At 47.6% G+C, this 16,227-nt stretch carries 17 protein-coding genes; 12 read left to right on the top strand and 5 right to left on the bottom strand.

Annotation, left to right across the window (positions count from 1 at the left end):
* Positions 1-100: 100 nt before the first annotated feature.
* From AC55FS_RS18520 to AC55FS_RS18480, 9 genes are all read left to right on the top strand, one after another.
* Positions 101-685 (top strand): DMP19 family protein, encoded by a 585-nt coding sequence (locus tag AC55FS_RS18520; protein WP_496933779.1) that lies wholly within the window; start codon positions 101-103, stop codon positions 683-685.
* A 137-nt stretch (positions 686-822) separates the two neighbouring features.
* On the top strand, positions 823-1,230 hold the full coding sequence (locus tag AC55FS_RS18515) for a DUF2251 domain-containing protein (RefSeq protein WP_496933778.1): 408 nt from the start codon (positions 823-825) through the stop codon (positions 1,228-1,230).
* A 105-nt stretch (positions 1,231-1,335) separates the two neighbouring features.
* Positions 1,336-1,950 (top strand): DUF2185 domain-containing protein, encoded by a 615-nt coding sequence (locus tag AC55FS_RS18510; RefSeq protein WP_496933777.1) that lies wholly within the window; start codon positions 1,336-1,338, stop codon positions 1,948-1,950.
* Positions 1,951-1,994: 44 nt separating this feature from the next.
* Complete coding sequence (locus tag AC55FS_RS18505; RefSeq protein WP_496933776.1) at positions 1,995-2,453, top strand: hypothetical protein; 459 nt, start codon at positions 1,995-1,997, stop codon at positions 2,451-2,453.
* A gap of 88 nt (positions 2,454-2,541) precedes the next feature.
* On the top strand, positions 2,542-3,012 hold the full coding sequence (locus AC55FS_RS18500; RefSeq protein WP_496933775.1) for a GNAT family N-acetyltransferase: 471 nt from the start codon (positions 2,542-2,544) through the stop codon (positions 3,010-3,012).
* A 22-nt stretch (positions 3,013-3,034) separates the two neighbouring features.
* Positions 3,035-3,346, top strand: coding sequence for a hypothetical protein (locus tag AC55FS_RS18495; protein WP_496933774.1), 312 nt, complete (start codon positions 3,035-3,037; stop codon positions 3,344-3,346).
* A gap of 83 nt (positions 3,347-3,429) precedes the next feature.
* On the top strand, positions 3,430-3,744 hold the full coding sequence (locus AC55FS_RS18490; RefSeq protein ID WP_496933773.1) for a hypothetical protein: 315 nt from the start codon (positions 3,430-3,432) through the stop codon (positions 3,742-3,744).
* A gap of 510 nt (positions 3,745-4,254) precedes the next feature.
* A complete protein-coding gene (locus AC55FS_RS18485; protein WP_496933772.1) occupies positions 4,255-4,914 on the top strand; it encodes a hypothetical protein in 660 nt (219 codons plus the stop codon).
* Positions 4,911-5,987 (top strand): hypothetical protein, encoded by a 1,077-nt coding sequence (locus tag AC55FS_RS18480; RefSeq protein WP_496933771.1) that lies wholly within the window; start codon positions 4,911-4,913, stop codon positions 5,985-5,987. The genes AC55FS_RS18485 and AC55FS_RS18480 overlap by 4 nt, the downstream gene beginning before the upstream one ends.
* Positions 5,988-6,191: 204 nt before the next feature.
* On the opposite strand, the gene AC55FS_RS18475 is transcribed toward AC55FS_RS18480, so the two are convergent.
* Positions 6,192-6,428, bottom strand: coding sequence for a protein adenylyltransferase SelO family protein (locus AC55FS_RS18475; RefSeq protein ID WP_496933770.1), 237 nt, complete (start codon positions 6,426-6,428; stop codon positions 6,192-6,194).
* Between the two features lie 462 nt (positions 6,429-6,890).
* On the opposite strand from AC55FS_RS18475, the gene AC55FS_RS18470 reads away from it, so the two are divergent.
* The 3 genes from AC55FS_RS18470 to AC55FS_RS18460 are packed head-to-tail and all read left to right on the top strand — an operon-like array spanning position 6,891 to position 10,411.
* Complete coding sequence (locus tag AC55FS_RS18470) at positions 6,891-8,069, top strand: ABC-three component system protein (RefSeq protein ID WP_496933769.1); 1,179 nt, start codon at positions 6,891-6,893, stop codon at positions 8,067-8,069.
* Positions 8,062-8,556 (top strand): ABC-three component system middle component 2, encoded by a 495-nt coding sequence (locus AC55FS_RS18465; protein ID WP_496933768.1) that lies wholly within the window; start codon positions 8,062-8,064, stop codon positions 8,554-8,556. The genes AC55FS_RS18470 and AC55FS_RS18465 overlap by 8 nt, the downstream gene beginning before the upstream one ends.
* Positions 8,557-8,560: 4 nt before the next feature.
* Entirely contained in the window at positions 8,561-10,411 is a 1,851-nt protein-coding gene (locus tag AC55FS_RS18460) for an AAA family ATPase (RefSeq protein WP_496933767.1), read from the top strand.
* A 440-nt stretch (positions 10,412-10,851) separates the two neighbouring features.
* Here AC55FS_RS18460 and AC55FS_RS18455 read toward each other — a convergent pair whose 3' ends face one another.
* The 4 genes from AC55FS_RS18455 to AC55FS_RS18440 form a co-directional block, all read right to left on the bottom strand.
* Entirely contained in the window at positions 10,852-11,433 is a 582-nt protein-coding gene (locus AC55FS_RS18455; protein ID WP_496933766.1) for an NnrU family protein, read from the bottom strand.
* A gap of 321 nt (positions 11,434-11,754) precedes the next feature.
* A complete protein-coding gene (locus AC55FS_RS18450) occupies positions 11,755-12,213 on the bottom strand; it encodes an NUDIX domain-containing protein (protein ID WP_496933765.1) in 459 nt (152 codons plus the stop codon).
* 326 nt (positions 12,214-12,539) lie between these two features.
* Positions 12,540-13,715 carry a lipocalin-like domain-containing protein gene (locus AC55FS_RS18445; protein WP_496933764.1) on the bottom strand — a complete coding sequence of 392 codons (1,176 nt, stop codon included), beginning with the start codon at positions 13,713-13,715 and terminating at the stop codon, positions 12,540-12,542.
* Complete coding sequence (locus AC55FS_RS18440) at positions 13,712-16,210, bottom strand: ABC transporter permease (protein ID WP_496933763.1); 2,499 nt, start codon at positions 16,208-16,210, stop codon at positions 13,712-13,714. The genes AC55FS_RS18445 and AC55FS_RS18440 overlap by 4 nt, the downstream gene beginning before the upstream one ends.
* Positions 16,211-16,227: the final 17 nt, after the last annotated feature.

Below are 16,227 nucleotides of genomic sequence, written 5' to 3'. Positions count from 1 at the left end.
AAGAGCAGACGGTCAACAGTTGGCTACCGTTCGTTCCTCACTAATTTTAGCCAACTGTTTCCCGCTGATTATGCGGTCGTTAAGTAGCTAAAGTTGAGTTATGGAAGAAAAAGTAAAGTGTAATGATTGTGGCGCATTAATTTTACCTGGTACCGCAAACCGTACCGGTGGTCTATGTATGCCATGTAAAAACGGTACCCGGAAAAGTATGGACGCCGCGAAAGAGAGCTATGCAAAAGAGCGAGAGCTTGATAAAACGTGTCCTTATAGGGCACTTTGGCGAGAGCTAGTAGAGAAGGTGCACGAAACCGAAGTTGGTTTTCACGGCTTAACCGAAGAGGAAAAACAGTACTTCGCGGTCAACTTGTTAAGTGGTGAGGTCTACAATGGCGGGTTTAATCAGTACTTCTTCAATAGCTCATCCGATTACTACAAATTCGCAGAACTGGGGCTAATTCGAATTGGTGCCAAAGAATCTCTCAAATTAGTACGTAGTGCTAAAAAAGATTTTTTTGGTTCCACTGCGGTGCCAGAATCCCAAGAACGACGGTGGGCTCTAATTCGCCAGCATGAGGTTGAGCCCGAGTTAGATGATTACGACACCGAGTTCTATAAAGACCTAGATGGTCTGGATATTAAGTTAGAGAATTTTGCAAAAGAGTGTGGGCTTGTAAAAGCTACTTAACAAGGCAATCAACGGCGACCGCCTAAAGCTGCTTCGCTGTTGCTACACACTTTAGGCGGCACGTTATGCGGCGTTAAACGAAAATGATCATCAAGCACCTACTGCTAGCAATAACGATTAATTGGAGCCTTATTAGCATGGCCGATGATGAGGCAATGATATATGCCGAAACAGAGTTCACTGTTGGAGTAGAAACTGTTCTTGAAAGTGGATCGCCCAAGAATAGCTATATGGTAGTGTTCGAGGATGACGGAGACACTGGATATTTATACGGACTAGATAGGAGCCGAGATGGTAACCCCATTATCGACGCCCTCAATGTTTATAATGTTGCCGATGTCACTGACAAACATCTTCCCTCAGAAGCACAAATAGTATGGTCAGGAGACGGAAACAAGGCCCTATTACTAATAAACGGCTATCCTCATGCGGCTTTCGACTTTGTTGCTAAAAGAGGCTATTGCCGAACCAACTTCCCACCTCCGGACACCAAGTGGACAAAGTACAGTCATGAGTGGAGTGATGATGTTCTTTCACTGTTCTGAGTCCGCGTTTAAAAAGGCCAGCGAGAGGAACCAAAAAACCGCCGCTTTGCTCTGGTTTTTCGGACTCTGCTGGCGGCGTTATCTATAATCAAGAACAGAGAAATCATGCAAAGTAGAAGCTGGAAATTGGAAGATGCTCAGAAGATTGCAGAGGAGTTTCCGTACACCTTTTATAAGCCATCAAGTGAAGTTGTGTCACAGCTAGAAGCTGGGAATCAGGCTAAGTTAATATTTGAGTTTGAATCTGATGATCCAGAAGCCCCTAGAGCAGAAAGAATGTGGGTGGAGATTACCGATGTTAAAGATGGGTTGTTTTCTGGGTATTTAGACAATGATCCGGCATATATAAAGGATCTCAAACATAAAGATCCAATTGAATTTACCGAATGCCATATCATTGATACGGACCTAGACGATCCAGTTCCCTCAATAACCGAGAAATACATCATGCGTTGCTTCGTAACGAACAATATCCTTTATGAAGGTAGATCAGTCGGTTATCTATATCGTGAAGAACCAGATTACGAAGATGATAGCGGTTGGAGGTTTACCGCTGGTGACGAGACTGATGGGTACATGGATGATTCTGAGAACTCATCATACGTTTCGTTAGGTGCGGTGCTTCGTGAAGATGACAGTATTCTTACTTTACTTGAGCGAGAGGCGGGAGTTGCTTTTGTGAAAGATGAGCACGGCAATTTCGTAGAACTAGATGACTAATACAGGTAACAAAGCCAGCCAGAGGGGCATTATACGTAACCAACATGAAACACAGTCCCGACGAATACAATGTTCTGAGCTACCTCTTGAAGAAGAACGCTATTTCTTACGAGAAAGCTATCGAATGGGCGTACTCCCAATACACGGATGAGGGGGTTGATCCATTTGTTGATAAAATATCTTTGGCATCTGATGTGTCAGAGATTCTTGAAATGATTAGCAACGAATTTCAAGTATATGGAGAGCCAGGACAAGAGTTCCTTGCTGGTGAAGCCGCGAGTAAATATTCAAAAGGAAAAATTTCATTGTACGATGCTGTAGAACGAATACTCTTTGACCTTGATTTGGAGTTGCTTGAAGAAGAGCGCCAAGAGCTATACATAGCTGAAGATTATTTTTGCTGGCATAATCAGGCAGAGGAAGAGGCTGTTAAGCATGTGGTACCAATTTTTAGTAAATACAGGCTCATTTATGATAGCGCTGTCGCAAAGTTCAGCGTATAACAATCGCTTGTTGTCGCCCTGCGTGCTGGGATAGCTTACGCTACGCTTCAGTCGCCCGAATTCGGACGTTATGTGGTTACGAGGAAATATGGAAATCTCATTATTAGCGGATTATCCGCACGAAGCTCCGAAGATAGCTAAGTGGTACTACGATGAGTGGGCGAGAATAGCTCCAAATGTCACCGAGGAAATGGTGCTCGAAAAGGTCATCGAGAAATCAGTCAATCGAGAGAAAATTCCGTTATCGTTAGTCGCCCACCTAGATGGTGAGCTTGTCGGCGTGCTTGAACTAAAAATTCGTGAAAATAGAAGTTACCCAGAGTACGAAAACTGGGTTGGCGGTGTGTTCACTCACCATATGCATAGACGTAAAGGGATCGCTCACAATCTATTAGAGTCAGCGAAAGAAAAGGCAGTACGTATTGGTGTCAAAAAACTCTATTTGCAATGTGAGAGTTTTAATATCGAACTTTACTTGAATCATGGTTTTAAGGTCTTACACCAAGCACAGCATCATGAGATCGAAACGACGATCATGGTGTGGGAAGCCACCACTTAACGCGGAGTTATGCGTCACGATTATGAAAGTAATAGATTCTGAAAACTGTGCATGGTTTATCTTCGAGCATGGAGGCAGTTTGTATCTAGATGCAAACTGCAACATGGGTGTATTTGGCTATACCTACATGATTGAGTTAAATGCTCAAGAGCATAAACAATATCAAGATGGTGGTCGCGAGTATCTGAATAAGCTTGCTCATCATATCCATTATTCTTATCCAATTGCAAAAGATACAACGTCAATCTACCAAGGCCGCGATGCATCAAAAGAGCTTTCAGTGTTAGTAACTGAAGCTGTTAAGGCATGGCGAGAAGCCAATAATGGAAGCTAAACAACAAGTAAAGGCAGCATCATCCTGAGGGCTGGACGCGCAAACGCGCAGCGCTGATTTGGGCTTTATCTGTACAGGAAAATATGGCTAATTCATCAAGTTTCAGAGACAAAATCATTACTGAAGTCTCAATTAAATATGTTTGGGATGGATCATTGCATTCGGCAATGATAACAGTAAGTGATCAAGACGGTCTCGGACAAACTTACAAGTTAGGTGGCCTACTTGAGTTCAATATATATGATGACTTTGGCGCCATGTATATTTCTCAAGTGAAAATGGTTGATGTTGGTGAGCAAATTTATCTTTCACTAGATCCATTTGATGAGTTAAATGGAATTGCTGATTACGATAAAGACAATATTTGGTTTCAGTTTACAAGTATTGAGATGTGTTAAATGTAAAGATAATAAGTTTGTCTATAGGACGCAAAATGCTTGGCTTGTGCTCCTTCGTTGCAGTTTTTTTGGCCAAGTATTTATGATTCCATTGGTAAAGGAAATAATATATCCCAACCCCGAGATAACCTGCCCCTCAATAAGGCAATCGCGCTTAAACAGCCCTAAATAAGAAACCCATTCTCAAACAACAAATTCGTTTAAAATTCTAAGATCATCGCTGGAGAGATAGCTCGATGGATGGATTTCTATGTAGTTTTTAGTAGTTTTTTTATATGTTTTCCTGTTGATATTGACAAGAGAAATTATCAAATTTACGTTTTTGCGCTCTCGCCTAGATGGCTAGCTAGATTGAATGTTAGAGGCACTAGGTATCTTGATAACTAACTTGCATTTAAACACTAAAATCAAAGCATGATATTTAATAGAAAATTACGGGTAATAAAAAAGTCTGGAAGCGCACTGTCTAATGCACAGCTTGAGCATATATGCAGTCTTAACGAATATGTCATGAACACAACAGGCAGTCAATATATAGAATTAGAAAGGTGTAAAGTAAAGGACTTTGTTAGCAGTGTAGACAGTGCCTACTTAATAGAAGATACCATTAACAATAGAGTGTTGGGTTCCATTTTTGTTGACCACATACCTTCAAGCAAAAGCAATCGAACGTTTATACAGATTGACTATATGCTGGTTCACCCAAGTTTGCGTGGAAGTGCATTAGCCAATTGGATGTTCATACGAATAGGTATCGATATATTACGGCGATTTTATGGTAAAGATATATGGTTTATTGCTATCGGGTCTTACCCCCTAGGATTTCGCGCAGCTTGGAAGTATGGCGGTACAGTAAGACATTCTTTAGACCCTGAAATCCCAACAGAGGTGAAAACGGTTATGGTAGATCTTGCCAGAAACCAATGTAAGGAACGATGGAATCCAGAAACAGAATGTATCCAAATCCTAACACTTCCACCTAATATTCCAGATAAGGCTCTTGAACGATTTAAGAGAGAACCCTGGTGGGACTACTATCATTCAGTCTGCCCAAATTGGAAAGATGGTTATGGCCTTATTGCAGGTTATAACTGGCGTTGGAGAGACCTGCTCTCTGCAATTCGGTTGGGCTGTAAAAGAGTTCTAAATAGAAGAGTGGTATTGAAATGATAGATGCAGATAAGTATGTAGATTCATTATCAAAGCGCCCAATCAATGAATACATAGCAAATGTAAGTGGGTTGTTGGAGAATGTTATTGTTGGAGGTAAGGGGATGCCATTCTTTTGCCCTTCGCCTGATAGTCTTGCCTATGTAACCAATCCTGGCATTCATTACTTTGATTATGCAGCTCATGTGCTTAGGGTATCCGGTGTGAAAAACGCGGGCTGGCAATCCCGTGCAATAGAACTACTAAAGAGATCTCTTGCTTTCAGCAAGCCAAAAAACATTGTATATGCAAACAACTATCTTCTATCGACAAACCCATCATTGAACATTAGTACGCAAGATGCGAAAGAAATCATTGACTTTTCAAGTGTTAATTATCCGGGTCACGCACTGCTAGTCAGATCAATTTCCAGCTCCCCATTAACATCAAAGAAGACTTGGGATTCATTAAATGAGTCGGGTTTTAAGTATATTTTTAATCGGAAGGTGTTTTATGCAGATTATCGCACTCCACCGTCCAAATTGCCTAAAAGCTTAAGAGAAGATATTAATCTTATTGGAAAGGGGCCGGTAGAATATATTGAAGATGCTCCATTGGGAATGATTGACTTCAATACCGTCTCCAATCTCTATAATAGCCTCTATATTGATAAGCACTATCAGCACAACTTAAAGTTAAGTGCAGATTGGTTTCGTGTTGCTGCAGAAACTAAACAGTGTAAGGTTAATTTATTTCTGTTGGACAAGAAGATAGTAGGGTTTTCGACACTATCTCACCAAGGAGACTCGATAATCGCTGGGTATGCTGGCTATCAACCTGATCTTAAGGATCAACATAAACTCTACAGAAGAGCGATTGGGGCAATATTCGATTACGCAATTAGAAACAAATGCTTACTTCATCTTAGTTCCGGAGTGGGAGACTTTAAGAAGCGTCGTGGGTGTGTAGTTGGCTCTGAATATGATGCTGTTTATACAGAAGATTGTAATTTCTTCGATAAATATCGCTGGAATATATTGCTAAATTTATACTCAAGTTTTGCAGAGGATTATGCCGAAGATCTTAATTATTAATAATTCGATGGAACAACACTGATACCTTGTTGCCGATAATAACCGTTATTGGCAGTATAGGCTACTTCATCCAATGGATGATTTCTCTCGGGCTAGGTTTGAGCTTTATGTTTAAGGCGAACTTTGCAGCGGACTCTTTCACCATCCTATGCAACAGCCAGGGAATTATAACCCTGCGTTGGTAACCCTCGGCAAAATATGCCGTTAGGCAATCAGATCAAGCTGAGAGTTTAGCTGACCAAACTGATGGCCACAGTAGGCTATGACCAGAGGCTCGGCGCCTTCGGGCAGGTGATTGCCCGCAAACCACCGTGCCAGCTCTTCATCACTGGCTTGGCTGGCATCGATACCCAGCTGCTTGGCCAAGGCACTGCTAAATGCAATCAATTGCGGTTTGGCCGGCGGCGTCGGCTGTGTGGCGGTATAAAAGTGCTCGAGCAAACGCTAAATCCAATGTCCTCCTTGAGGGATCTTATCCCTCACGCCGGACGGGCGAACTCCCTGCTTCGCGCTGCACAGGCCGTATTTCCCTCGTTGCCAATGCTGTGGTCGCCGCAACGCCAACAGCCTGCATCCCGGCAGGATGTTGGCTGGTGCTGCCGTCCGGGCAGCCCCTGCGGGCACAGTCATTGCCAACTCAGGCGGCCTGCTAAGGCGCGGAAAACCTGTACGCGACACCGTGTTAGAAGCAGACTCTGCTATGAGCCGCTGACACACTTTTCAGGTTAGCTTGCCTGTATTTCCGCAGAATGGTAGCTTAAATGACCGATAGATCAGTGAGTTAATCTTAAAGCGCCAAAACTTAGAGATGTGGATAGTCGGGAAGCACGTTTTTCCAGGAAGGATTATGAGAGAAAGCAGGATACCCAGCAGTAAATCAATGGCTTGGAAGAGAAACCTCGAATGGTTCTGGCGGGAAAACCAGGCACGCACATTATTAAGTTGTTATACGATACAGAATATGACTACTTGCGAAAAATAATGAACCAAGATGATTTTAAAGAGATTTCACCCAGTCCTCAAAGAGGATTGTATAGCTCAGAGCATGTGGTTTCCGGCATTCCTATACCGAAAACGCAGCGCGTGCAGCTTTTTGGCGCGGATGAGTGGGAGGAATTCACCGAGGAATGGGCTTCATCGCTTGAAAATTCCTATCATTGCGTCAAGCGCTTTGCCGGTGCAGGCGATAAAGGACTAGACGTCGTAGGTTTTATCGCTTCTAGCCAGTTTAGTGATGGCTGGGACAACTACCAGTGTAAATTTTACGCTAAGCCTTTAACTCCTTCCGATGTCTGGGTTGAGTTCGGGAAGATTATTTACTTCACGCATTGCGGTGAATACACACCACCGCGAAAGTATTACTTTGTGTCCCCAAAGCAAGTTGGAACAAAACTAGGCAAGCTACTTGCTAATGCTCAGAAATTGAAAGAAGAATTAAAAGATAACTGGGAAAAACACTGTGAAGATGGCATTACGTCTACAGACAAGATAAAGCTTGAGGGCGATCTCCTAGCACATTTAGAAAGCTTTGATTTTAATATATTCGATTCCGTGTCACTTGTTCCAATGATTGAACAACATGCCTCCACGCCTTTTCATGCCGTAAGATTTGGTGGAGGGCTAGCCCCCCGTCCCGAACCTGAAATCCCGCCAGAAGATTCGGTATCTATGGATCATCGCTACGTAAGACAGCTATTAAGTGTATACGCGCAGTCCATTGGCGATGACCAGGAATCGCCCGATCTTTCCCTGCTAGATAAAGATGATGGGATACGGAAAAACTTTCGAAGACAACGTGAGCGCTTTTATCATGCGGAGTCCTTGCGTAACTTTTCTCGGGACACAGTTCCCTCAGGTGTCTTCGAAACTCTTCAAAATGATGTTTTTGATGGCGTTGTAGATGTGTGCGAGTCTAAGCACGACTGCGGTATGGATCGTTTAAATGCAACGATGAGCCAGGCAGCTAATGTTACCGTTGATGCAAGCCCTCTCGCTAGTGTCACCCACACGCGGGACAAACAAGGGATGTGCCACCAACTTGTGAATGACAGTCGGTTGGATTGGAGTGAGCACGATGAGTGAAAAGCGTCAACAAAATGTCACAGTTTTTAACAGCGCACTTGAGACAGGTGTTCGCTCGGTAGTCATTCTTGCAGCGAATTTCCCCGCTGCTTTGGATTTACAGCGTCTTGTTGATTTTGACTATCTGGTTGTTCATTCAGGCGATGTTAATGGCCCAGAAAGCCTTCACCCACCTCTCCCTATGAGAGAAGGCGAGCTTCTGGTTAGGCGTAACATTATTGAGTCTGGGCTTTCTTTAATGATGAGCCGTGGGCTTGTCACCAGAATAGCGGGCGCGGAAGGGATCGTATATCAGGCAAGTGACTATGCGAAGCCATTCGTCGATTCAATGACTACCCCGTATATGCGCTCATTGATGGATAGAGCAAACTGGGTCGGGGATACTTTCGGGAATATGGACACTACGGAGCTTCAAGACTTGATCAGCAGATTTTTTGATAAATGGACTACCCAATTTCATCTATCAGAAGGCTTAGGTGGCGGTTAATCAAATGGATGAGACAATTCAAATAAGAAACATAAGCTTTTTGGGCAGTAGAGTTGCCCCCGCTTTGATTGATTTCGATCAAAACTTAAGCGTTGTATGCGGTGCATCTGATACCGGAAAATCCTTTCTTGTCGAGGCCATTGACTTCCTCCTTGGTGGTAAGGAGCTACGAGATATTCCTGAGCTGTCCGAATACGACAAAGCTCGAATTGCTATCGAATCCTCGGAAAAAGGTCTCTGGACATTCGAACGAAGTATAGTGGGCGGTAACTACCGGATATTTGAAGGGAATATTGAAGCTGCGACTGATGCCAAAGAAAGCGGCACGATGAAGATGAAACACGCAGCAGGCCGGGAGGACAATATATCCGGTTGGCTCCTTGGCGCTATAGATTTGCTAAGCAAATATGTGCGAAAGAATGCGAACGGAGATTGCCGGTCTCTCAGTTTCCGCGATATCGCTCGACTCATTATCGTTAATGAGCAGGAAATAATCCGTCAGGATTCTCCGTTCTTAACTGGTCAATATGTTTCTAAAACTGCCGAAAAATCTACCTTGAAGCTCATGCTTACGGGAGCCGATGATAGCGCCATAGTACCAGCAGATACTCGAAAGCAATCGGAGTCAAATAACCAAGCAAAAGCCGAAATTCTCGAACAATGGATTGCTGATGTAGAGGACGAGATTACTGAAGACGGTTTTGGGCGTGAAGAACTGGAGGAACAACTCGAAAAACTTGAGGAATCTATTTCATCTACTAGAAACCAGCTTCAACTGGTTCAGTCTCAGCTCAATGAAATGATCACCCAAAGACGAGAAATTGTGAAAACCCGGGAGGCGATTAAGGACAGGATAGATGACATAGCCAACATGTTGGAACGCTTCGCTTTGTTGAGGGCTCAATATGTAACAGACTTGCGTCGACTGATGGCCATCGAAGAATCCGGTTCCCTTTTTGTGCACCATGAGCGAGTGCCTTGCCCGCTTTGCGGCGCCTTACCTGAATCTCAACATAGTGCCGAAGAGTGCGATGGCGACGTTGAGTCAATAGTCATTGCTGCAGTAGCAGAGATGGATAAGATCAAGAGGCTGGCGAGTGATCTTGATTCTACAGCTACTTCGTTGCGTGACGAGTCAGTCCGTCTATCCGACGACCTGATTGAGATCGAAAGCAAATTCAATGGCGTTGATAGTGAGATCAAAAGCGCCATTGCTCCAGAATTATCGGATGTGCAGTCTAACTACTCCGAGTTTGTTGATAAGCGCAGCAAAGTTGTTTTGCACCTTTCGGTCTTTAACAAATTAGACAAGCTCCGTGCACAAAGAGAAGAATTGTTCGGAGACGAGGAGGAAACTGGTAATCAAAATATTGCCGCGAAGCTACCAACCCAGATTCTACATGATTTTTCTAAAACGGTAGAACGAATACTTGATGAGTGGGACTTTCCCGATACAGGCAGTGTTTATTTTGACGAAACTTCTATGGATTTTGTTATCAACGGTAAGCTTCGTGGAAATAGGGGTAAAGGTCTCAGAGCGATAACGCACGCTGCCGTTACTTTAGGAATGCTCGAGTTTTGTAAAGAGCGCTCGCTACCTCACCCAGGTTTTGTTGTGCTTGATTCACCCTTGCTCGCCTACTACAAGCCGGAGGGTGAAGGCGATAGCCTACAGGGCACGACTCTTAAACAAAAATTTTATAAATATCTGATCGAAGAACATTCCGACAGCCAAGTCATTATCGTTGAAAACGAACATCCACCAGACTCTTTTGAAGGCCAGCTCGGGCTGACGGTATTTACGAAAAACCCTCAGCACGGTCGTTTCGGCCTCTTTCCTTTGAAAGAAAGCTAGTACTGACGGGGCATCCACTCTAAGCCTTGAAGACGCTCTTGCGTCTAGGTTTTTCGCGCCTTAGCAGGCCGCCGGAGTTGGTAATGGATGTGCCCGCAGGAGCTGCCCGGACGGCAGCGCCAGCCAACATCCTGCCGGGATGCAGGCTGTTGGCGTTGCGGCGACCACAGCATTGGCAACGAGGGATTAACGGCCTGAGCAGCGCAAAGCAGGCTGAAAGCTATCTACGTTGCTTCTGCTGCGTTAAAAAGCCCCTCGCCATGCTCACTTACTATTTGTAAGCTGCGCTTGTCGCGATCACTTTTTGCCTGGCAGAAATTGCCTCGATGAACGCTTTCGGTCGCTCGCCCGCCCGGCGTGAGGGATAAGATCCCTCAAGGAGGGCATAGAATTTAGCCTCTTAAAGCCATTTCTATCGTAAAAAGTTAATTTTCAAACTCCTACCCCCCAAACGGCGCCACACCAATTAACCAAGCATGCCCCACCATAGCAAAGGCTGCCCAAGCCACTAGACCAACCACCACAGCGATGGCATCGCGAGCCATACCAACAGCCGGGTATTGTTTGCCGGCGGCGCGGTCACGCTTGCGCAAAACAATAAAACCAAACACTGCCCATGCTAAAAAGCCGCCAAATAACAGCACATCGTGCAGGCCGCCATTGGCCAATAAATGCGCAATGGCCCAGGTTTTGGTGGCCAGTAGCATGGGGTGGCCAATACGGGCTTTAATATGCGTTCCTGGTACATAGGTGGCCAGCAATAAAATAAAGGCTGGCAAGGTGAGCAGGGCAGCTAGATGGCGTGTCCATACTGGTGCTTGCCACAGCCAGATTGGCTCCATTCGTGCGGCGCCGTAGCCACTGACTAGCAGGGCAAAACCGAGCAGCGACAGCAGCGCATAAATACCTTTCCACGGCAGCGCGCCCAGTTGTTGAATTTTTTGCTCACGCCACTGTGGCGCTAGCAAATTAATGGAATGCACACCTAAAAAAATGATCAGGCCGGCGATTAATAGCAGCATAGTGTTTTCTCTTATCGGGTTATCACGGTGCTGCCACTGTAGCCTGTTATGGGCAGCACTAACACAGGCCAGATAGGTGAATCTTTGATTTAGAGTGGCGTCGGTTTTTGTTGATGCAGCCAGTGCGCCGCTTGTCACTGACTTTGAAGCAGAGGTTTTCAGCGCTATTGTTGCGCGCCAGTGCTATTGCTACGAGTCCTGATGCTTAAATGATTTTTCAGCTCCTACTCCATACTTGTTAATGCTCGGTCGAGCTTAGCCAAATAGTTGGGCCGCACCTTCAAGCCTAGATTGTGTTCAGTCAAGTGGATGTTGCTTAGTTTACCCAGCGACATCCAGACGATTAACCAAGTAGGGTTCAGCCAACTGGATGTTGCTTAGTGTATCCAGCGGCACCCAGACCACGGACTGCTGATAACGGTCAGGCTGGGGGCCGTTTTGCGGCACATAGCTTCCTGTTAGCTGGCACTCAAATACATGATCGATAATATGACGGTATACATCGGCTTGGCCGCTGCGCTTGCGGTAATAGTCCTCTAGCCACAGCATAGGGCCAACCTCAACTTGGGCAGCCAGTTCTTCTAAACACTCTCGGGCCACAGCCTGTTCAAGGGATTCATGGGGTTCTTGCTCGCCACCAGGCAAGCCAAAATGCACACCCTTGTCGGCGTTGTACTTTTGCACCATTAGCAGTTGATGTTGGTGCACAATTAATGCACGCACGGTTTTACGCAATTGAGGATCCGGCGGCACCGGAGCCCGCGAATCCGTTATCAACATGGTTGCACGCTCTTTATTATCATTAAATGGTAAACAGTGTTATATGGACTGGAGCATAGGCTATCAATAGCCAAACACTGAGTTGAAATAAATATCAGCCATTGATGCTATCACAGCTGGCCAGCTCGCTCTCTTAAACCGTGTGAAGGTTTGTCATCTGGTTAACCCGTCATTTCCAAATAACCGACGCCTACGGCCTGTTGCTGGTCGAACAGCTGTCCCTTAAACCGTGTGAGGGTTTGTCAGTGGCCGGTCATTTCCAAATAACCGACGCCTACGGCCTGCTGCTGGTCGAACACCTGTACCTTAAACCGTGTGAGGGTTTGTCAGTAGCCTGTCATCTCCAAATAACCGACGCCTACAGCCTGTTGCTGGTCGAACACCTGTACGGGGCCTTCCCAGTAGGGGAATAAAGTATCGAGCCAGGCATTGGCGGAGCGGGCTTTAATTTGCCACTGGCGATTTAACGTTGGCAATGACAATTGCCAACCGGTAGCAATGCGCTTTTCGCCTTGTGCGGTATCAATGACGTCAAAGCCAGTGGGCGTTAGTTGAATATCATCGCTATTTAATGGCGTGACCTGATGCTCGGGCGTGATCCAGCTGCCGGAGTAATAATGCTGCTTCGTGTCGCTGTGGTGTAGACGAAAGACCATCAGTTTATGGCCGTCTGCCAGTTGCAGTGAAAACCAATCCCAACCGCTTTGATTTTGCGCCAACGGCTGTGAGCTCCATTCGCGATCGAGCCAACCCTGGCCAGTTAATGCGACGCTATCGCCAGAACTGGTCTGCCACTGGCCAACAATATTGATGCTGGGCTGGCTGTAATAATAACTGGCCTGACCTTGCTCGGATTTTTGGCTAAAGCCTTGCTCACCGTGCAATACCCAAGGCTGATTGCTGCTCAGTTGCAGTGTTAGCGGTTGACCCTGAATACTGACCGTTAACCTACCTGGTAGCGGTGACGGGCCATCTCCTAGCCACTGCCAGTCGTCCAGCCAAGCGTCAAACACAGGTTCTGTTTGCACACCGGCCTGACCGATGCCGCCGCGAGCAAAGCGTTCTTCGTACAGGTGTTTATCGCCTTGGCTAATGGCGGCGTGTGCCATCCAACTTTGGCGACTGGCCCAAGGCGAAGCTTTTTCCAGGCTCTGGTTCGCGGAAGCCTGTACTTGGAGAACCTGTTCCTGAGCAACCTGTTCTTGAGCAACCCGTTCCTGAGCAAACAGCGCCTGGCGAAAAAGAGTAAAGTGCACACCATAATGCTGGCCGTTGGCGCCCTCGAGGTTGGCGGTTAAGTACCACCACTCAATACGAAAATCCGGGTGGGGGCCGTGATCTTTTGGGAAAGCTAATGTATAGCCCGGGAGTACCGGAGCAAACTGGGCGGCACCGTCGCCATCGCGCAACACCTGATAAACGTCATTTGCCTGCTCGCCATAGCTAGGCCCGGCCAATAGCAATAGCGCCAGCACTGGTACTGAGCAAAACCACTGCTTCATTCGTCGGCCCTCAATTGCTTTAACGCATACGGTAAGCGCTGGCGCACTTGCAAGGCGGCGATGGCAAAGGCGATGACGGTCACGCCCAAACACAGCAATGCCAGCAGCAGCGCAGGTCGGCCTTGCCATTGCAGCGGCATGGTCCAACCAAACGACAACACGTTGATGTCATGAATCAGTAACCAAGCCAGCGCACTGCCGAGGGGAATGGACAGCGCCCAGGTGAGCATTAAACACAGTGCCAATGGCACCGCCGTGAGTTGTAGCCACTCACGCCAACTTACTCCCATAGCACGCCAGTGGGCATAGTGCGGTAAACGCTGCTGGTGAATAGCGAGCAAGGCGGCCAATAAGGCGATGCCGGCGACGGCAAAGGTTAGGGTATTGATGGCGGCCGTCATGGCAAAGGTGCGATCAAAAATCCGCAGCGACAACTGCAATATGGCGCGGCGATCGATCCAGTCACCGGGTTGTGCACCGGCTTCGACTAACGCCTGTTCTACTTCAGTCATATTGGCGTCTTCGCTTAACCACAGTGCCAGCCCTTGAGGATGTGCATTCGGCCACAGCTGTGCCACGCGCTGATAAGGCAGATAAAACTGAAAATAGGGGTTGCCATAATCGTAGTAAAAACCGGCAAGGGTAAAGCGCTGTTGCTCACCATTGCCAAGCGGCAAATAAATAACATCGCCGAGCTGTTTACCGGCTAGGTGTTGCACTTGCTCATTGGCCAAAATGCCGTCGTCAGGCCAGGCAGCTCCGCCGTGTGGATAATTCTGATTGGGTGGATAACTCTGGCTGGCCATGGGCAGCTGTTGTACATCGGGTGCGCTGGGGTCGAGGCCGCGAATCAGAGTCGGGCGGTCTTGCCAGCGCAGGCTCAAACCATTGCGCTGATGGCTGTGCTCTAGCCAAGCATGTTGGCTGAGTTGGTGGGCATCGAGCTGCTCGCTTTGCACGTAGACATCGGCAGCAATGCGTTGCTGCAACCAGTTATCCAACGCTTGGCGAAACGAGCCGACCAGATTATCGACGCCAAAGTTAGCGGTGAGCGCCAGCAGCATGGCCATCAGCGCCGGGCGCAATGGCCCTAGCTGAACTTGCCCTTCTGCCCAACACCATTGCGCCAGCCCAGGCTTGGCGTTTTGGCTGAGCCAATGCAGACACTGGCTTGCCAGCCAGGGCAACAGCCAGGCGCCCGCAAATAACAGTGCCGCCAACAAGGCAAAACCATGAGCGAGTGAATTAAGCCAAGGGTAAGACAATAGCGCCACTGCCAGCAAAACCACGGCGCTGATGGCCAAGCGGCGTTGATTACGCTGTTCTTGCTGCAGCAAGTCTATGCCTTGGCGCTGCGCCAGCACGCCCTGGCGGCTGCGCTGCCACAGCGGCCATACCAGGGCCATCAATAGCCCAACACAGGTGAGCAGCCAGGCCTGCAGCAATACCTGAGGCTGTAGCAATAAACGCTGATCCAACACGGCGCCATAAAGATGTTGCAGAGTTGCAGCGACGGCGGGCAGTAATAATTGGCTCAGGCCAAAGCCCGCAGCTAGCCCCAGTGCGGTGCCGATTAAGCTCAGGGTAAAACCCTCCAGCACAATGGCGCTAGTAAGTGTGCGGGCGCTCACTCCCAGTTCACGCAATGTGGTCAATGTGCTGGCGCGGCTGTGCAGGGCAAAGCGCACGGCGTTAAACACGATAAACAGGCCAACGGCAAAGGCCAGCAAACTCATGGCGTTGAGGTGAATGTGCAAGCTGGCGGTCAGCTCGGTTAAATCTAATGGTTGCTGATTGCTGCGACGTTTGAGCTGGGGGGCGTATTGAGTAAGCCATTGATCCAGCCGCTTAAGTTCGGCGGGATTAATAGCACCAACGGCCAAATAGCTGAGATGGGTTTCGCCCAAGGTGATGGCAGCCGCACCTATGTCCATAAATAGGCGTTGGCCTTGGCGTGGTTGGCTATCAATCACGGCCGGTGGCAGCTGGCGACCATCACGTAAGGTTAAGCGCTGCCCGGCCTGCAGTGTCAGCGAGTTGGCCAGACTGGCGGGCACCCACACGGCGTACGGCGGCTGGCTCAGTTTTGACCAGGCGCGGATATCGACGTGGTTGTTGCCTTGCTCTTCCGTTGGATTAGTGCGGCTGGCATCCATGGCCATTAAATCCGTGGCGATTAGTGTAAGCGGTTGGTTGTCTGGTGTGCTCAAACGCAGCTCTAACACTGGGTAGACTTGGCGAAATCCAGCGCGGCGCAGGGCGACATAATCGTTTAAATCGACCCGGCCTTGGGGCGATTGAATCCAATGGCTGGCCTGAGCATCGAGCAGCTGGTCGGCCTCGGCATAGCTAGCACGGGCATGGGCATTAATGATGTGCACTGCCGACCACAAGGCCACGCCGGTAATCAGGCCGAGCAGTAAAAACAGCGTTTGGCTGGGGTGGCGGCGGTAATGGCTAAGCAGTGTTAGCCAGCTCCATAACAGCGACCTCATAACTGCGACCTCATAAA

Source organism: Bacterioplanes sp. CLAM21 (assembly GCF_059641015.1).
The sequence above is the reverse complement of the archived record's forward strand: the minus strand, read 5'-3'. Positions and strand labels throughout refer to the sequence as shown.